The 13,656-nt window shown below is 66.8% G+C and carries 19 protein-coding genes; 2 read left to right on the forward strand and 17 right to left on the reverse strand.

Annotated elements, in window-relative coordinates; genetic code table 11:
- Positions 1 to 55: 55 nt before the first annotated feature.
- From ligD to AB0I72_RS11760, 14 genes are all read right to left on the reverse strand, one after another.
- Positions 56 to 925: a non-homologous end-joining DNA ligase gene (gene ligD, locus AB0I72_RS11695; protein ID WP_358566044.1), complete on the reverse strand. Its 870-nt coding sequence runs from the start codon at positions 923 to 925 to the stop codon at positions 56 to 58.
- A 143-nt stretch (positions 926 to 1,068) separates the two neighbouring features.
- Entirely contained in the window at positions 1,069 to 2,103 is a 1,035-nt protein-coding gene (locus AB0I72_RS11700; RefSeq protein ID WP_358566046.1) for a methyltransferase domain-containing protein, read from the reverse strand.
- A gap of 22 nt (positions 2,104 to 2,125) precedes the next feature.
- The gene (locus AB0I72_RS11705; protein WP_358566048.1) at positions 2,126 to 2,560 is read right to left on the reverse strand and encodes a lasso peptide biosynthesis B2 protein; all 435 of its coding nucleotides are present in this window, start codon (positions 2,558 to 2,560) and stop codon (positions 2,126 to 2,128) included.
- A complete protein-coding gene (gene serS, locus AB0I72_RS11710) occupies positions 2,464 to 3,756 on the reverse strand; it encodes a serine--tRNA ligase (protein WP_358566051.1) in 1,293 nt (430 codons plus the stop codon). The genes AB0I72_RS11705 and serS overlap by 97 nt, the downstream gene beginning before the upstream one ends.
- Before the next feature lie 262 nt (positions 3,757 to 4,018).
- The gene (locus AB0I72_RS11715) at positions 4,019 to 4,597 is read right to left on the reverse strand and encodes a GNAT family protein (protein WP_358566054.1); all 579 of its coding nucleotides are present in this window, start codon (positions 4,595 to 4,597) and stop codon (positions 4,019 to 4,021) included.
- Positions 4,594 to 5,211 carry a lasso peptide biosynthesis B2 protein gene (locus AB0I72_RS11720; RefSeq protein ID WP_358566057.1) on the reverse strand — a complete coding sequence of 206 codons (618 nt, stop codon included), beginning with the start codon at positions 5,209 to 5,211 and terminating at the stop codon, positions 4,594 to 4,596. Before AB0I72_RS11720 ends, AB0I72_RS11715 begins: the two co-directional genes overlap by 4 nt.
- Positions 5,208 to 6,803, reverse strand: coding sequence for an albusnodin/ikarugamycin family macrolactam cyclase (locus AB0I72_RS11725; protein ID WP_358566060.1), 1,596 nt, complete (start codon positions 6,801 to 6,803; stop codon positions 5,208 to 5,210). The genes AB0I72_RS11720 and AB0I72_RS11725 overlap by 4 nt, the downstream gene beginning before the upstream one ends.
- A 62-nt stretch (positions 6,804 to 6,865) precedes the next feature.
- A complete protein-coding gene (locus AB0I72_RS11730; protein WP_358566063.1) occupies positions 6,866 to 6,979 on the reverse strand; it encodes an albusnodin family lasso peptide in 114 nt (37 codons plus the stop codon).
- A gap of 133 nt (positions 6,980 to 7,112) precedes the next feature.
- Positions 7,113 to 7,952: a helix-turn-helix transcriptional regulator gene (locus tag AB0I72_RS11735; RefSeq protein ID WP_358566066.1), complete on the reverse strand. Its 840-nt coding sequence runs from the start codon at positions 7,950 to 7,952 to the stop codon at positions 7,113 to 7,115.
- Positions 7,952 to 8,494, reverse strand: a complete 543-nt coding sequence (locus AB0I72_RS11740) for a DUF6879 family protein (RefSeq protein WP_358566069.1) — start codon at positions 8,492 to 8,494, stop codon at positions 7,952 to 7,954. The genes AB0I72_RS11735 and AB0I72_RS11740 overlap by 1 nt, the downstream gene beginning before the upstream one ends.
- Positions 8,478 to 8,681 carry a hypothetical protein gene (locus tag AB0I72_RS11745; RefSeq protein WP_358566072.1) on the reverse strand — a complete coding sequence of 68 codons (204 nt, stop codon included), beginning with the start codon at positions 8,679 to 8,681 and terminating at the stop codon, positions 8,478 to 8,480. Before AB0I72_RS11745 ends, AB0I72_RS11740 begins: the two co-directional genes overlap by 17 nt.
- A gap of 95 nt (positions 8,682 to 8,776) precedes the next feature.
- Positions 8,777 to 9,151: a hypothetical protein gene (locus AB0I72_RS11750; RefSeq protein WP_358566075.1), complete on the reverse strand. Its 375-nt coding sequence runs from the start codon at positions 9,149 to 9,151 to the stop codon at positions 8,777 to 8,779.
- A complete protein-coding gene (locus tag AB0I72_RS11755; RefSeq protein WP_358566078.1) occupies positions 9,148 to 9,654 on the reverse strand; it encodes an ATP-binding protein in 507 nt (168 codons plus the stop codon). Before AB0I72_RS11755 ends, AB0I72_RS11750 begins: the two co-directional genes overlap by 4 nt.
- 77 nt (positions 9,655 to 9,731) lie before the next feature.
- Positions 9,732 to 10,607 carry a Scr1 family TA system antitoxin-like transcriptional regulator gene (locus AB0I72_RS11760; protein WP_358566081.1) on the reverse strand — a complete coding sequence of 292 codons (876 nt, stop codon included), beginning with the start codon at positions 10,605 to 10,607 and terminating at the stop codon, positions 9,732 to 9,734.
- A 244-nt stretch (positions 10,608 to 10,851) separates the two neighbouring features.
- Between AB0I72_RS11760 and AB0I72_RS11765 the strand changes: the two genes are divergently transcribed.
- Complete coding sequence (locus tag AB0I72_RS11765) at positions 10,852 to 11,712, forward strand: helix-turn-helix transcriptional regulator (protein WP_358566084.1); 861 nt, start codon at positions 10,852 to 10,854, stop codon at positions 11,710 to 11,712.
- The gene (locus AB0I72_RS11770) at positions 11,709 to 11,972 is read left to right on the forward strand and encodes a DUF397 domain-containing protein (RefSeq protein ID WP_358566087.1); all 264 of its coding nucleotides are present in this window, start codon (positions 11,709 to 11,711) and stop codon (positions 11,970 to 11,972) included. Before AB0I72_RS11765 ends, AB0I72_RS11770 begins: the two co-directional genes overlap by 4 nt.
- Before the next feature lie 97 nt (positions 11,973 to 12,069).
- Here the strand turns inward: AB0I72_RS11770 and AB0I72_RS11775 are convergent, their stop codons facing one another.
- Genes AB0I72_RS11775 through AB0I72_RS11785 form a run of 3 tightly spaced genes read right to left on the reverse strand, consistent with a single transcriptional unit; the run spans position 12,070 to position 13,647 of the window.
- The gene (locus AB0I72_RS11775) at positions 12,070 to 12,918 is read right to left on the reverse strand and encodes a helix-turn-helix transcriptional regulator (protein WP_358566090.1); all 849 of its coding nucleotides are present in this window, start codon (positions 12,916 to 12,918) and stop codon (positions 12,070 to 12,072) included.
- The gene (locus tag AB0I72_RS11780) at positions 12,915 to 13,445 is read right to left on the reverse strand and encodes a DUF6879 family protein (RefSeq protein ID WP_358566093.1); all 531 of its coding nucleotides are present in this window, start codon (positions 13,443 to 13,445) and stop codon (positions 12,915 to 12,917) included. The genes AB0I72_RS11775 and AB0I72_RS11780 overlap by 4 nt, the downstream gene beginning before the upstream one ends.
- Position 13,446: 1 nt before the next feature.
- Positions 13,447 to 13,647 (reverse strand): hypothetical protein, encoded by a 201-nt coding sequence (locus tag AB0I72_RS11785; protein WP_358566096.1) that lies wholly within the window; start codon positions 13,645 to 13,647, stop codon positions 13,447 to 13,449.
- Positions 13,648 to 13,656 lie beyond the last annotated feature (9 nt).

Raw genomic sequence — 13,656 nt, forward strand, 5'->3', positions numbered from 1 at the left:
CTCCGTGGACCCGGATCCGGTTCTCGGATGAGCGCGACGGCTCCTCCCGCAGCCGTCACCCCAGTCCTCGCAGTGCCTTCCTCGGCGACCGGGCGTGCCGCCACATCCCGGCGAACGGGCACTCCTCCCACCGCAGATCGACGGTGAACGCCCTCGCCGAGGTCAGCCCGTCCAGTTCCTCCCAGGTCACCGGTGCCGCGATCGGCGCCCCCGGCCTGGCGCGCACCGAGTACGGGGCGACCGCCAACTGGTCGCGGCCGTTGCGCAGGTAGTCGACGAACAACCGTCCCGCGCGCGCCTTCTTGCGCACTTTCGTCGTCAGCTCGTCCGGACGCCGTCGCGCCACCCGGTCCGCGATCGCCCGTGCCAGCTCGCGGACCTCCTGGTCGTCGACCTCCGGCCGCAGCGGCGAATGGATGTGCAGACCCCGCGAACCGGTGGTCATCACGTACGCCGCCAGGCCCAGGTCCTCCAGCACCTCACGCGCGTCCCACGCGGCCGCGCGGCACGCCTCGAAGGCCTCCTCGCCCTCCCCCGGCGGGTCGAAGTCGAGCATCATCCGATCCGGACACCCCAGATCCGGTTCCCGCGACGACCACGTGTGCAGGGTGATCGCCGCCTGGTCGGCACACCACACCAGCGCGGCGGCGTCGTCGCAGACCATCATCGTGCCGGACTCGACCTCCACGGTCCGCACCCAGTCCGGAGTGGACGGGTGCTTGACGAAGAAACCCTCCTCCCCGATGCCGTCGGGATAGCGTTCCAGGGCGACGGGACGGCCGCGCACGAGCGGCAGCATCAGCGGCGCGACGCGCGCGTAGTACGCGGCCAGGTCCTCCTTGGTGGGGCCGCCCGGCCCGAACAGCTCCTTGTCCGGCCTGCCCACCTCGACGGTGCGCCGACCGGCGCGGATCTCGGTCGCCATCGCCCCTCCCCCGATCGGAGCCGGTGGCTGCCTCCCGTACCCGGGCCGCGACCAGCGGAAACGCGGTGCCCTCACCCCTTGAGCAGGTCACCTCTCCGATCCATGTGCGCCCGGCCGGGGGCACCCCCGGCCGGGCACAACCATCACGCGCCCACGAGCGCCGCCCGGACCCGCCAACCGCCCTCCACGCGCCTCAGCACCGGACACAGACTCTCGTGCCCCGGACACTCCGCCTCCCTCCAGGCGTCCACCCACCCGCGCACCCTGTCCACAGCGCCCGACGCCCCGACATGGACGACGTCCCCGCCAACGCCCGGCGCGAGCACGGCGATCCCCGTCGCGTCCGCGAAGCCGAAGCCGGACCCGGCCGCGCCCATGCCCACCACGCTGAGCTCATCCGCCCGCGTCGCGTACAGATAGGCGGTGAAATCCCCCGCGGACTCCCCCTCGACCAGAACGCGGTGACGGACGGGCTCCAACACCGAGAGCGTCCGAAGAGCGTCGGTCGCCGCCTCCGGATCCTCCTTCGCCCACTCAGCCGCGATCCACCACTCCGGCCCGCCATCAGAGCGGACCAGGGCGTCAACCCCACGCGGAGGAACCAGCCACTGGTCCAGCACCTCGTCGTGCATTTCCACATAGCGCCCCTGCGTCAGCTCCTCACCGTGCAACCGCCCCTGGGCGTCAACGTGAGCCCGCAGAACAACGCTGGACTTCACACGCGGCGTGACCTCCACCGGAGTGACGATCACCGCTCCCGGAACGCTCTGGGCAACCCACGCCTCCGGAACCGCCTCCGGCGTCGCCCAGGCCACGATCCGGTCGAACGGGCCATGATCCGGCGCGCCACCGGCACCGTCCCCCGTGATCAGCTCGACGTTGACCCGCCCCTGGGCCTTGTGCAGCTCACGCGCCCGCTCACTCAGGTCGGCGACAACGTCCATCGACACCACCGAACCCGTGGGCCCGACCAGCTCCGACAGCAGAGCGCCGGAGAAGCCCGACCCGGTACCGATCTCCAGGACGCGCATCCCCGGTCGCACGTCCAACTGGTCGAGCATCCTGGCGATGAGGTCGGCGACCGTGCTCTGGGTGACGAGCCGCCCGTCCGGGCGCAGCGTGTAGAAGTCCTCGTCGACGGCCGCGAGAGCGGATGCGACATTGGCGCTGTATGCCATAGATGTCCCTTCGAGAGTGGATTCAGGTTCGTTGCAGCAGGAGGTAGGGGTGGTCCGGTTCCCGAGGCTCGCCCGCGGGCTCATCCGAGACCTCGATCCAGGCGTGTGCCGCGTACGGCATGAGTCGAGCGCCGATACACCAGTCGACGCGACGGCGTATCAGGAGAGTGGTGATCGTGGCGGCCAAGGAGTTCTCCGGGCAGGTCGCTCTGCCCGGGAGCCAGCCCGGACCCAGGAGGTGTACGTCGGCGCCTGCGGCTCGGGCGCCGACCGCGACCGCCCAAAGCCATCGTTCGATCCCGCCGTATCCGGCAGGGGGAAAAGCGTATCTACCGGGAAAGTCGCAGACGCCGACGAGCACTATGCCTCCGGTGTTCCATCCGCCGAGACACGGCGGAAGCCGAGATACGGGACGAGTGATTCGGGCAGGACGATCGATCCGTCCTCGTGCTGGCACTGTTCGAGCAGCGCGGCCAGGGTGCGGCCGACCGGAAGCCCCGAACCGTTGAGCGTGGCGACCAGCGTGGGCTTTCCGTCCGTGCCGCGGGTACGGATGTTTGCCCGTCGTGCCTGGAAGGTGCCGAAATTCGAGACCGACGAAATCTCGCGGTAGGTGTTCTGGCTCGGGAACCAGACCTCCAGGTCGTGGGTGAGCTGGGCGGAGAAGCCCGTGTCACCTGCAGCCAGGGTCACCACGCGATAGGCGAGGCCCAGCTCCTTCAGGCAGGCTTCGGCGTGACCGAGCATCTTCTCAAGCTCGGCGTCGGCCTCCTCCAGATCGCAGATCCGCACCATCTCCACCTTGGTGAACTGGTGCTGGCGGATCAGGCCCCGGGTGTCGCGGCCGTACGAGCCGGCCTCGGAGCGGAAGCACGGAGTCTGCGCGGTGATCGCGACCGGCAGCTCCGCGCGCGGGATGACCTCATCGGCGTAGAGGTTGGTCAGGGGAACCTCGGCCGTCGGGATCAGGAACAGCTCGCGATCCGCGACGCCGGTCCTGAACAGGTCCTCCTCGAACTTCGGCAGCTGGCCCGTGCCGGTCATGGTCTTGCGCGTGACCAGGTACGGAACCGAGTGCTCGACGTAGTCGTGCCGACGCGTGTGAAGGTCGAGGAAGAACGTGGTGAGCGCTCGCTCAAGAGCGGCTCCGGCTCCTCGCGCAACAGCGAAGCGGGGGCCTGACAGCTTCGTGGCCCGAGCGAAGTCGAGGATGCCAGTGGCCTCGCCGAGATCGACGTGGTCCTTCGGGGTGAATGAGAACGACGGCGGAGTGCCGACCCGGCGGACCTCGACCGCGAACTCCTCGGAGTCACCGTCGGGCGACCGGTCGTCGGGGAGGTTCGGGATGGTGAGGAGGAACGTGCGGAGCTCGTCCTGCACCTTCTCCAGATCGACCTCGATCTCGCGAATCTGTTCCTTGATCTCGCGGGCACGCTTCTTCAGCTTGGAGATGTCGCCGCCCTGCTTCGCGGTCTGCTGAACCTCGCTCGCCACCCGTTTGGACTCTGCCCGCAGCTCGTCGGCCGAGCGGATGTTCTGGTTGCGCCGCGACTGGAGACCCTCCAGCACGGACAGGTCCAGCGAGTACCCGCGACGGGCGAGACGACGAACTGCTTCGGCACCCATGTCGATGAGGGCGCGGGCATCATGCATGAGGACGTTCCTCTTTCTCCGGCGAGTGGGCTACAGCCTCGAAAGTAGCGGCCGGTGAACCTCGGCCGAGCAGCAATTTTGCGGCACCGCCGCGTACGTCCTGATCTCGTAGTTCCTCCTCGCCGAATCTCCTCGACGGGGATACGGGAGGTCCGAGCGGCCGTAAGCAAGTGCCGGGTTCGTCGAACCAGGAGATAGGGACAGCGCGGACCTCCCCGGATCACCGAGCGAGGCCCCCTCACCTACGACCACTGCGGCCAGGTCACTGCCCGAACATCTGCTTGACCAGGGACGCCCCCTCGAAGTCGGCGGGGATCGCGTCCATGTGGACTTCGTTGACCCGCTGGCCGAGCCACACGTTCGAGTCCCGCCGAACGCCCTGCTTCTTGAACCCCGCTTTCTCGTAGGCACGGATCGCCTTGGTGTTGGGTTCGAGCACGGTCAGGTAGACACACGCCATGCCCGCCACATGGAAGGCGTAGTCCAGGACGAGCCGGGTGGCCTCCGTACCGATCCCCTGACCGTGGTGGCCCGGGTCCAGGGTCACGAGGTATTCGGCGTGGCCGCGCGCTGTGTCCATCGCCAGCTTCGCCAGCCCCACCGGGGCCTCAGGTGTCTGGGAGACGTCGTAGATCGTGAAGCGGATCTCGTTGCTGCTGCCACCGTCGATGAGGATCGCCCGGGTTGTCCTCATCGGTTGGGGGCTCTGGCGGTTGTAGCCGACAATCGTGGTGATCTGCTGGTCGAGCCGCCAGTACGTTTCCAGGAGGTCATCCCGGATCGGTCCGAGTCCCGCGACCTTTCCGCGAAGCCAGATCCACGGTTCCTTGTCATCGCTCATGTAAGGTCCTTCGTATTTTGGGTCGGGATCGTCAGGAGGGCCGCGCATCGCCGTGTGCTGGGCGGTTCGGCCACCGGCTCACCGTCGAGCGAGACCCATGCATGCAGCACGACCGGGTCCGGACGGACTCCGTGATGCCAGGTGACCTTCCGCCCTTGGAGGGCGAGCGCGACGACTACAGCCACCGATGATTCCAAGCAGGCGATGCGCATGGGCAGGAATTCGTAGTACCGGACCGCGTTCGCCGCTTCCTCAACGAGCGACTTGACGGCGTACGCCCGGGGCAGGGAGGCCGCGAGGTAGACCAACCGCACCAGGCGACGCATCCGTTTCCTGCGTGGGCCGAGCTTCGCGGCCGCCACCGTCGCCATCAGGCCCACGCCGACGGCTGCGCGCACTCGCAAGGACACCGGGGGCGGAGGCTCCCACCCGAAGGGCACTTCGTGAGTACCGCGCGACGGTGCCCATGGCACACGCTTCACCGAGTAGACGTCGGAAGAGCAACGCCACCGCTCAGCCGCCACCGGGTCAAGCAGCCGCGTGGACCCGTTCAGATAGTCCACGACGACCAGCCACCCGCCATCCAGTTCGCACGCCCGCTCAAGGTTCGTCATCGCTGTACGCCTGCCTCCCATGGGGTACGTGCCATGGCCCGCCACCACGCCTCGAAGGCGACGATGGGTTGGACGGTCCCGAGACTGCCTGCACCCGCCGCGATCCTGCGGAGGTTCGCCCGCATGGTCGGTACGTCAAGCAGGCCGACCTCGGCGAGGTATCCGTCGAGCAAGGCGTCCACCTGTGCCAGGGAACGCCGGAGCCCTTCGTAGTGATCGGCGGTCGTGCTCGCCTTGGTGACCCGGCGCTGCAGGGCAGCGGGGAGCACATCCCGCATCCCCTCGATCAGGAGCGGCTTGTACCGGGCAGGCTCGGGCATCTCCTCCAAGGGCAGAGACAGATAGGCGTCGATCACCTGAGCGTCGAAGAAGGGGTTCTCCAGCCGAACACCGAGCGTGGCCGCCAGTTCGACATCGGCCCGCGCCGACCGCGCGCTGTCGATGAGAGCAGCCAGCGCGGCGTGGTGGGTTCGGCTGGAAAGCACCAGCCCCGTGTTCCTCGGACGAGCGGCGCGAGCGTGGGTCAGGGCTTGACGGAGAGACAGGCGGCGCACCTGAGCGAACCGGCTTGCCGCCGTGAAAGCCGTGAACATGCGGCGGTGCTGGAGCATCTCGGCGATGTAGGAGGGGCGCGTCACCAGCAGGGCGTCGCCCCCGTCGCCGGTCATGTGAACCTCACAGCCGTGATCAGCCACCCAGCGCATCTGCGCGGTGAAGCTGGCGACGGAGATCGCGCTCACAGGTGGCTCGTCGGTCGGCGGCAGGGTGGACAGATCCCGGTAAGGGGCGGCGCTTTCGGCCAGGCCGATCCAGGCGTGATCGAGCCCTGGAGCCGTGCCCGCCGCCGTGGCGTAGTCCATGTCCCCTCCGGTCGTGATCCCCGCAGGATGCAGCGTCGTGCCGATGATCGTCCGTCCCACAGGAGCGAGCCGGCGGGCGGCAAGCAACGCGAGGCTGGTGGAGTCCAGCCCTCCGGAGAAGTCGCACGCGGGGTGTTCGGCACCGTCCACACGCACAGCCACGGCGGCCTCCAACGCTCGGCGTAGTCTGATCGCGGTCGGAGTAGGCGACGGGTGGGGTGCCCATACCGGGGTCGCTGACCAGCCGCCCCGCTTCAGCCGGACGCGGTGACCGGCAGGAAGGCGTTGGACGTCAACGAACAGCGAACCCGCGATCGGCTCTCCCTTGATGAACGCCGTTACGGCACCGAGGTCGAGCGCTGGAGCGGTGTCAAGGGAGGCGAGCGCGCGGGCGCTCGTGGACCACATGACCTCCCTGTCGCTCACCCCGCGGACATAGACGGGGACCGACCCGAGGTCGGTCCAAACCTCCAGCCCGTCGGCTTCCACGTGCACCACCACGTAGGCGCCCGGCCATCTCCAAGCGATGTCATCGGGGACACCCTGGCGGGCGGCCGACCGTACTTGGGTTCTGGTGGCACCACACACTCCGATCGCCACGAGATGACCGGTCCGTGTGGCGACGACGATCGGCTTCGTGTCCTCGCCGACCCACATCATCGGAGTCTCGGACAGCGCCCGGGTACCGGTGGGGCGTCGAGTGGGATGGGGGTTGGTCGTCCCTCCGAACAACGGGTATCCCCTCTGTGAGAAGGGGCGCCCGCCCGGCAGCGGACGCCCCGGTGAGCAGACGGTCAGCAGTAGATCTGACGCTTGTCCTCGTTGTCGTCCGAGCCTTCGCCGAGGGTCAGGTCAGCGGCGTCGCCGAGGTCGACCACCATCGGGGGTTCGTAGGTCTGGTCCTCCACGTCCACTCCTTCCGAGGTCACTGAGGGAGATCCCCTCAACACTGAAGAGACTATTCTCAGAAACCATCTAGGTCAAGGAATAGTCATGTGCCCACTCGGCAAGGTCCGAACATCGAGAGTCAAGGGGGGACGCTCAGGAGTGCTCTCGGGTCAACTCCGCGAGGAAGGCGCGCGCCTCGTCGTCGTGGATCGCGGCGTCGGCGTACATCTGGAAGATCTCCAGGTAGAAGCGGATGTCGCGCGGTTCCGAGATCGACCGGTGCGTCGTGAAGCTCTCCACCGCCACCTCGCGATCATCAAGCACCGTGAACCCGTTTTTCGGAACCTGCGGCACGAAGACGCTCCACGGCAGCAGACCGAGCCGAACGTTCCCCAACGTCGACAGGTTCGCCAGACGATCCATTTGGGCCTTCATGGTCATCGCATCACCCAGACGCCAGCGAAGAGCCGCTTCCGTGATGACGAAGTGGAACTCACGCTCCGGGTCGAACAGCAGCGCTTGGCGGTCCAAGCGGGCTCGCACCGCCTGGGGGACGTCGGTCCCGGCCGTGGACAAGGGTTGGCTGAAGACCTCGCGTGCGTACTCCGGGGTTTGGAGGAGTCCCGGCACCAAGGAGGGCTGGAACGATCTGATCACCGAAGTGGACTGGGCACTTCGCCCGATGTCCTCCTGGACCCTGTGGAGACCTCGTTTCCGCAGCATGCGCAGGGAGGCGTAGCGGTCGTTCAGGGTTTGTGCCCGGGCCTCCAACTCTTCCCGCTCATCCGCTGGTGCCTGGTAGAGCTCGATCAAGGACTGAACATCCGCGGTTGAGGCTGTGACCTTGCCCGTCTCGATCTTGGAGACCTTCGCCTGACTCCACCCCAGCCGCTCGGCCACCATGACCCCGGACATGCCGGAGGCCGCGCGGAGCTGACGAAGGCGCTCAGCCAGCTCCGCGCGGTCCCGTTCAAACGATTCAGGTATTGCCATCAGTCCCGGTGATACTGCGGATGCGCGCTCCAATACTCGTTGAAGGGTACGGCCTTCGCCATCGCGAGATCACGCTGGGCGCGGTAGTGGTCCAGGTCTGGCTGCTCCAGCAGGTCCTTGCCAAGGATCTCGCCGTCGTCCCGGTAGTGCATCCGTACCACGTGGGTGTCGTCGAAGAACCAGAAGTCCTCATCGACGAGCCCCTCGGGGCGACCGTGTTCGGCGGTGTCGAGGATGAGGATCTCCTCCCCCGCTTGGGAGGTGAAGGTGTAGCCCCACTCCATCTCATAACGGAGGTAGTCCGTCAGGGGACTGTGGACGACATGGACCCGATAGCGTCGAACGCCCTGGTTCACGTGCTCCGTCACCTGGCTCATGTACGGGGTGGTGATCCCAACCCTCGGGCAGGGGTCGCCCGCCAGGTAGGACTTCAAAGGGGCGGCCTCTGACACCGGGTTGTAGACAGGCAGTGTCTCCAACCGGAACACACTCCTGGTGGCATCGTCGAACAACGCGTCGAACTGCTCACTGCTCAGAGGCAAGGTGGATTCCCTTCAGCATCTCGACGGGCACCTCGACCGCGCTCTCTCCGTTTGGCAGACCGAGGTCAGCCAACACCTTCGGATCACTGATCGTGTAGCCCTGCACGATGTAGGTGTCTCGGTCGGTCGCATAGACGGCAGGGCAGTCACCGTCCCAGCAGTCGCCACTGATCCTCTTGAGTTCCAAAGGAGGCTCCTCAGTCGGGGGCTTGGGCCATGACAAGATTATTCTGTGAACTTCGACATGTAAAGGAATAGTTTGCGAGGGTGAGCCTGTACAGGTCACAGCAGCGCGAAGGCGACCTGACCGACGGTCACGCCCACGACGACCGCGAGGCCATGCGACGCCGCGAGCCACCATGACGCCCCACGCTGCTTCCTGTGCCGCCCGGGTGACTCGCAGCGCCGCGTACCTTCGCCGTGCTTCGACCTGTCGGGCCGGTCCGCCGTGACGTTCATCCACGGCGGGAGGGGACCGTGTTCGATGCGGTACTCGACCCGGGGGTTGCCGCGCATCTGGGCCAGCATGGCCCTGCCGCGCGGGCTGAACCACGGGTCCTCACCCCTCCTACGAACAGCAGCCCCGGGAGCGAACCTCCGACCCCGGGGAGCGTCGAAGACGTTCCTCATCCGGGGGTTCAGCGTCGCCGCGCTCATCGGATCGCCTCCGCCAGCGTGAACTGCGTCCACACGGCCGTCCCGAGGTCAGCGCAGAAGGGGAAGGGGACCACCGGGTAGGTGCCCCACGCCGACGACAGCGTCTCGATCAGGAACAGGCCGCGCCCCCGTTCGGCCTCCTCCCACTCCCGGTCCGTGCGCTGACGCGGAACCTCCGGCTTGCTCTCCCGTGCCCCGTCGTCCACGACCACCAACCGCAGGGTCCAGGGGGTGGGGGCGTACAGAGCGCGGAGGACCCGACCACCGTCCTCGCCGGAGCGGGAGTGTTCGGCGGCGTTGGCGAAGGCCTCGCTGGCGCACAGGACGATGGTCTCGGTCAGGTCGTCAGGCAGGTCGAGCATCTCCGCGAGGTCTGCACGGAGATCAGCCCGAACCCGTGAGCACTGGGACAGGTCACCCGGGTACATCCGCGCGGGCCAACGGTGCCCCTGGACGGTGGGCAACGGCAGGATCGGGAGTCGTGGCTGTGCAACGATGGACATGCCGGTATTTCCTTCTCGGTTTTTGTTACTGGCCACGCCCTGGGAGTGCTTAGAACACCCGCCAGGGCCTTCCTTCTTCAGCGGACGACGCGGACGTGACCGCCCGCGTCCCTCGCATCCGCCATCGGCTCCGCGTCCTGCTTCGGCTCCGTCTCTGACTCCGGCACGAGGCTTTCCAGCAGCTCCAGGGACGCGGTTCGGGACAGAGCTTCGCCTTTGAGCGCCTCGAAGAGGTCGGCGTAGGCAGCGGTGAGACCGGGCTCGGTGATCAACTGCCCCGGCCCGCACGGCGCGGGCACGTACGCGGCCAGCCGGTGCGGGCTGAACGAGAGCACCCGGAAGGGTCCGGAGCGGCAGGGGTGCAACCGGGTGCCGCTGGGGATGACATGGAGGCTCACGTGGTCGAGGCTCACCATGCGGGCCAGGTGCAGGTGCTGTTCGCGCATGGTCTCGGGACCGCCGATCTCCTCCCTGAGCGCGGACTCGTCCACGACCACGCAGAAGTAGGGCTGGATACAGGCGTTGTGCGACGAGACCCGAACGCGCCGGGCCCGACTCAGCTCCGAGTGGGACAGGCTGGCCTCCAGGGGGCGGGCGGCCTCGCCCAGCGCCCGCGTGTAGGCCTCGGTCTGGAAGAACTCCGGGATCACCCCCGGATTGAACTCACGGAGCTGCCAGGCCTGACGCTGGAGCGGTTCGATCGGCCCGCCCTCGGCCAGGTGGGACTGGACGAGCGCCCGCGCCCAGGCGTCCAGCAGCACGCCGTCCATGCCGATCTGGTGTTCGAGGTAGGTGACCAGGTGCCGGTCCGGAGCGAGATCGCCCGCCTCGATCCGTTGCACGACGTCGGGGTCGCACACCTCCCGCAGAGTCAGGTCGTCCGGGGAGAGGCCCGCCCGGGTGCGCGCCTCCCGGACCCGTTCCCCGAACCTGGCCCATTCCAACCTCTCCACACGCTGCTCACTCCTGGACGCGTTCGTCCGAATTTCGTCGGTTCCAGAGCGCGCACGCACCATGCTTCCCCCTCAGTCCTACTGACCACCAACAGCTAGAATGAGTGAAGCATTTATTCTCATCGCATGCGAGCACTTCGGCGAGATTGACCTTACGAGACAGCTTCTTCTGGCCGGAAGGTAAGGAACCTGCGTCTTGGGCCTCGCTAGGCTCGCCACATCACGCCGCGAAGCAGGAGGTCTTGTGGGATCGAAACAGCCCACCGTAGCGGGACGCAGCCTGGGCGCGGAGCTCCGGTCAATCCGCGTGGCTCGCAAGCTCAGCAGCACCGCCGTTGCGAAGCAGCTCGGGTGGCAGCAGTCCAAGATCTCCAAGATAGAAACTGGCAAGCAGGGCATCACGCCCGCAGATGTCTCCGCCCTGCTCGTGGCCTACGGAGTCGTCGGCAACGAGCGAGACCAGCTCATCGAAGCGGCGGAAAAGGTCGATGAACCTGGCCTGTGGGAGAAGCAGGATGCAATGTCACGTGACTCACGCACCCTCATCCGGTTGGAGAGCGAGGCCACCGAGATCGTCAACCTGGAACCGCTCATCATTCCTGGTCTGCTCCAGACGCCGGACTACATCCGGGCGCTGATGAAGGCGTGCGGGGTCGCAGATGCTGACCTCGAAGCCAGGGTGTCCGCCCGCATGGCACGTCAAGCACTCCTGACCCGCGATTCACCGCCCATCCTGGACTTCATCGTCGACGAGTCCGCACTTCGCCGTCCTCTCCTGCCAGCGCAAGGGATGTCCAGACAGCTGCGGCACATCGTAGAAGCCGCTGAACGACCCAACGTGTCAGTACGCGTCTTGCCGTTCGACCTGGGCGGTCACCGTGGACTCGATGGGTCGTTCATGCTCCTGGGCTTCAACAAGGCGAGGACCGTCATCCACGTGGAACACAAGATCTCCACGTTCTTCCTCGAGGATGAGCGAGAGATCGCCTTCTACCGCGACGAGATCGATAGCCTGAGAGCAGCTGCGATGAATCCTGACGAATCGTCCGATTTCATAGCGGCCATCGCTCACGAACTCGGCTCCGGACAAGGAACACAGCAATGAACGCGCCATCCCATCACGAAGTCATCTGGCGCAAGAGCTCCTACAGCGGCAGGAACACCAACTGCGTGGAGGTCGCGTACGCTCCGGAGTCCTTCCGGAAGTCCAGCTACAGCGCGACCGAAAGCCACTGCGTCGAGGTCGCCGACCTGGCCTGGGGCGCGGCCATCCGGGACACGAAGCACCGCGACCTCGGCGCCCTGGCCTTCGACTCCGCCGAGTGGCACGCCTTCCTCGACACCGCCAGGCGCGACACCCCCTGAGACACCACGAAGGGTGGGCTGACCGCCTTCTGCGGGCAGACCCACCCTTCAACACTCAACGGCTGGGAACCATCAGACATTCGCGAGTTCGGCAGCGTCAGGAAGCCGGGCCGTCCTCCAAGTCCTCTCGTACTCGCTCAATCAGCCGAACAGCGGCGGAACCACGAACGGCACTTCTCGACAGCTCGGCGAACGTTCGCCGATAGGGCTCGACCGCGTCGCCATCCGTCAGGCAGAGCTCGGCGCTGACCGTCTCCACCAGGACCTTGCGGTTGTCATAGATCCAGAAACCGTGCATCGGCGACGTGGTGAGACCCGCATCCAAAGGCACGATGCCGATACCGCCGCGTCCTCTCCTGACCGAGTCCGCCAGGTCATCGAGCTGGTCGAAGAGAACGCTCACGGGGAACTGACGCATACGGAGAGCAGGCTCCCAGATGAGCGTCTGGAACTCCCGAGAACGATCATCCAGGACACGACGCCGCTCCATCCGCTTCCGGACACCCTCTTCCACATCGTCCGGTAGGCCATGCAGATCCACCACCCGCTGGATCATGTACCGGGCGTAGTCCGCTGTCTGGAACAGTCCGGGCACGCACACCGATTCGAAGATCTGAACGTGACGACTCCGACCCTCCAACTCGACAGCACTCTGCTGGCGCGCTCGGGTCCCCCCGGACAACCGCCTCCGCCAGCTCGTGTAGTGCGTCTCCAACGACCGGCGCTGCGCCACGAGTCCCTCGGCCGCGCCCGACTGACCACACGAGCGTGCCCACGTGCGCAGATCCTCCACCGTGGCGGTCTGCTTGCCGTGTTCCAGTCGAGACACCTTGGACGGATGCCAACCGGCCCTCGCGGACAACTCCCGGCCAGACAGCCCCGCCTCACTACGGAGTTCACGCAGGCGCGCCCCGAGTGAGACGCGGGCCGTCTGGTAGTCGGTCATTCCACCCTTGTCGCCATGTACTCCGTGAAGGTCAGGGCATGGTGCCACGCGGCGTCCCTCGCCTGCAAGGCGGCCAGGACCTCGGTCGGCTCCTCACTCAGCACGGCCCCGAGGACGTTCCCCTTGTCATCGAACTCCAGGCGGGCGACCATGCGGCTGTCGAACACCCAGAAGTCATGGTCCGGGAGTTCGTCCACGATCGGGTGTTCCCGGGGAAGGTAGCGGATGTCCTCCCCCACCCCGAGGTTGTAGGGGGTGCCCCACAACTCCCACCGCAGGTAGTCGGACGGCGGATCGTCGACCAGCCGGACCCGCTCCATGCGTTTCCCGGTAGCCAACTCCTCGCGCATCATCCGCAGCCACGGCGCGAACCACGAGAGATCCGAGTCGTCTCCGACCAGCCACCTCTGGAACGGCTCGTTCTCGTGCAGGACTCCGTAGAAGGTCCTGGTCTCCAGCCGCCACGCGGTATGGCGGTACGCGCGGAACAGCTCGTCGAAATCCTCACCGGATACCAGATCGGGCACGTCACTCCTTGGGGGCGAAGCGGGTCAGCAGTTCACGGGGAATCACGACGAACTCCTCGTGCGGCAGGACATCGGCCAACTGCGACAGCGCCTCGGGATCGGTGAGGCGATCGCCCTGAACGACGATGTCTCCTCCGTCGGTCTCGTACAGGGTGGGGCAGTTACCGCCGTGCGACGTGGTGCCGAGTGTGCGGAGCTTCATGGTCCTCCT

Source organism: Nocardiopsis sp. NPDC049922 (assembly GCF_040660275.1).
Lineage (GTDB): Bacteria > Actinomycetota > Actinomycetes > Streptosporangiales > Streptosporangiaceae > Nocardiopsis.

What these genes read in the sequence shown, in the direction of transcription:
- ligD (WP_358566044.1), bottom strand. Translation starts at nt 925, where the DNA reads ATGGCGACCGAGATCCGCGCCGGTCGGCGCACCGTCGAGGTGGGCAGG.
- AB0I72_RS11700 (WP_358566046.1), bottom strand. Translation starts at nt 2,103, where the DNA reads ATGGCATACAGCGCCAATGTCGCATCCGCTCTCGCGGCCGTCGACGAG.
- serS (WP_358566051.1), bottom strand. Translation starts at nt 3,756, where the DNA reads ATGCATGATGCCCGCGCCCTCATCGACATGGGTGCCGAAGCAGTTCGT.
- AB0I72_RS11715 (WP_358566054.1), bottom strand. Translation starts at nt 4,597, where the DNA reads ATGAGCGATGACAAGGAACCGTGGATCTGGCTTCGCGGAAAGGTCGCG.
- AB0I72_RS11720 (WP_358566057.1), bottom strand. Translation starts at nt 5,211, where the DNA reads ATGACGAACCTTGAGCGGGCGTGCGAACTGGATGGCGGGTGGCTGGTC.
- AB0I72_RS11735 (WP_358566066.1), bottom strand. Translation starts at nt 7,952, where the DNA reads ATGGCAATACCTGAATCGTTTGAACGGGACCGCGCGGAGCTGGCTGAG.
- AB0I72_RS11750 (WP_358566075.1), bottom strand. Translation starts at nt 9,151, where the DNA reads ATGAGCGCGGCGACGCTGAACCCCCGGATGAGGAACGTCTTCGACGCT.
- AB0I72_RS11755 (WP_358566078.1), bottom strand. Translation starts at nt 9,654, where the DNA reads ATGTCCATCGTTGCACAGCCACGACTCCCGATCCTGCCGTTGCCCACC.
- AB0I72_RS11770 (WP_358566087.1), top strand. Translation starts at nt 11,709, where the DNA reads ATGAACGCGCCATCCCATCACGAAGTCATCTGGCGCAAGAGCTCCTAC.
- AB0I72_RS11775 (WP_358566090.1), bottom strand. Translation starts at nt 12,918, where the DNA reads ATGACCGACTACCAGACGGCCCGCGTCTCACTCGGGGCGCGCCTGCGT.
- AB0I72_RS11785 (WP_358566096.1), bottom strand. Translation starts at nt 13,647, where the DNA reads ATGAAGCTCCGCACACTCGGCACCACGTCGCACGGCGGTAACTGCCCC.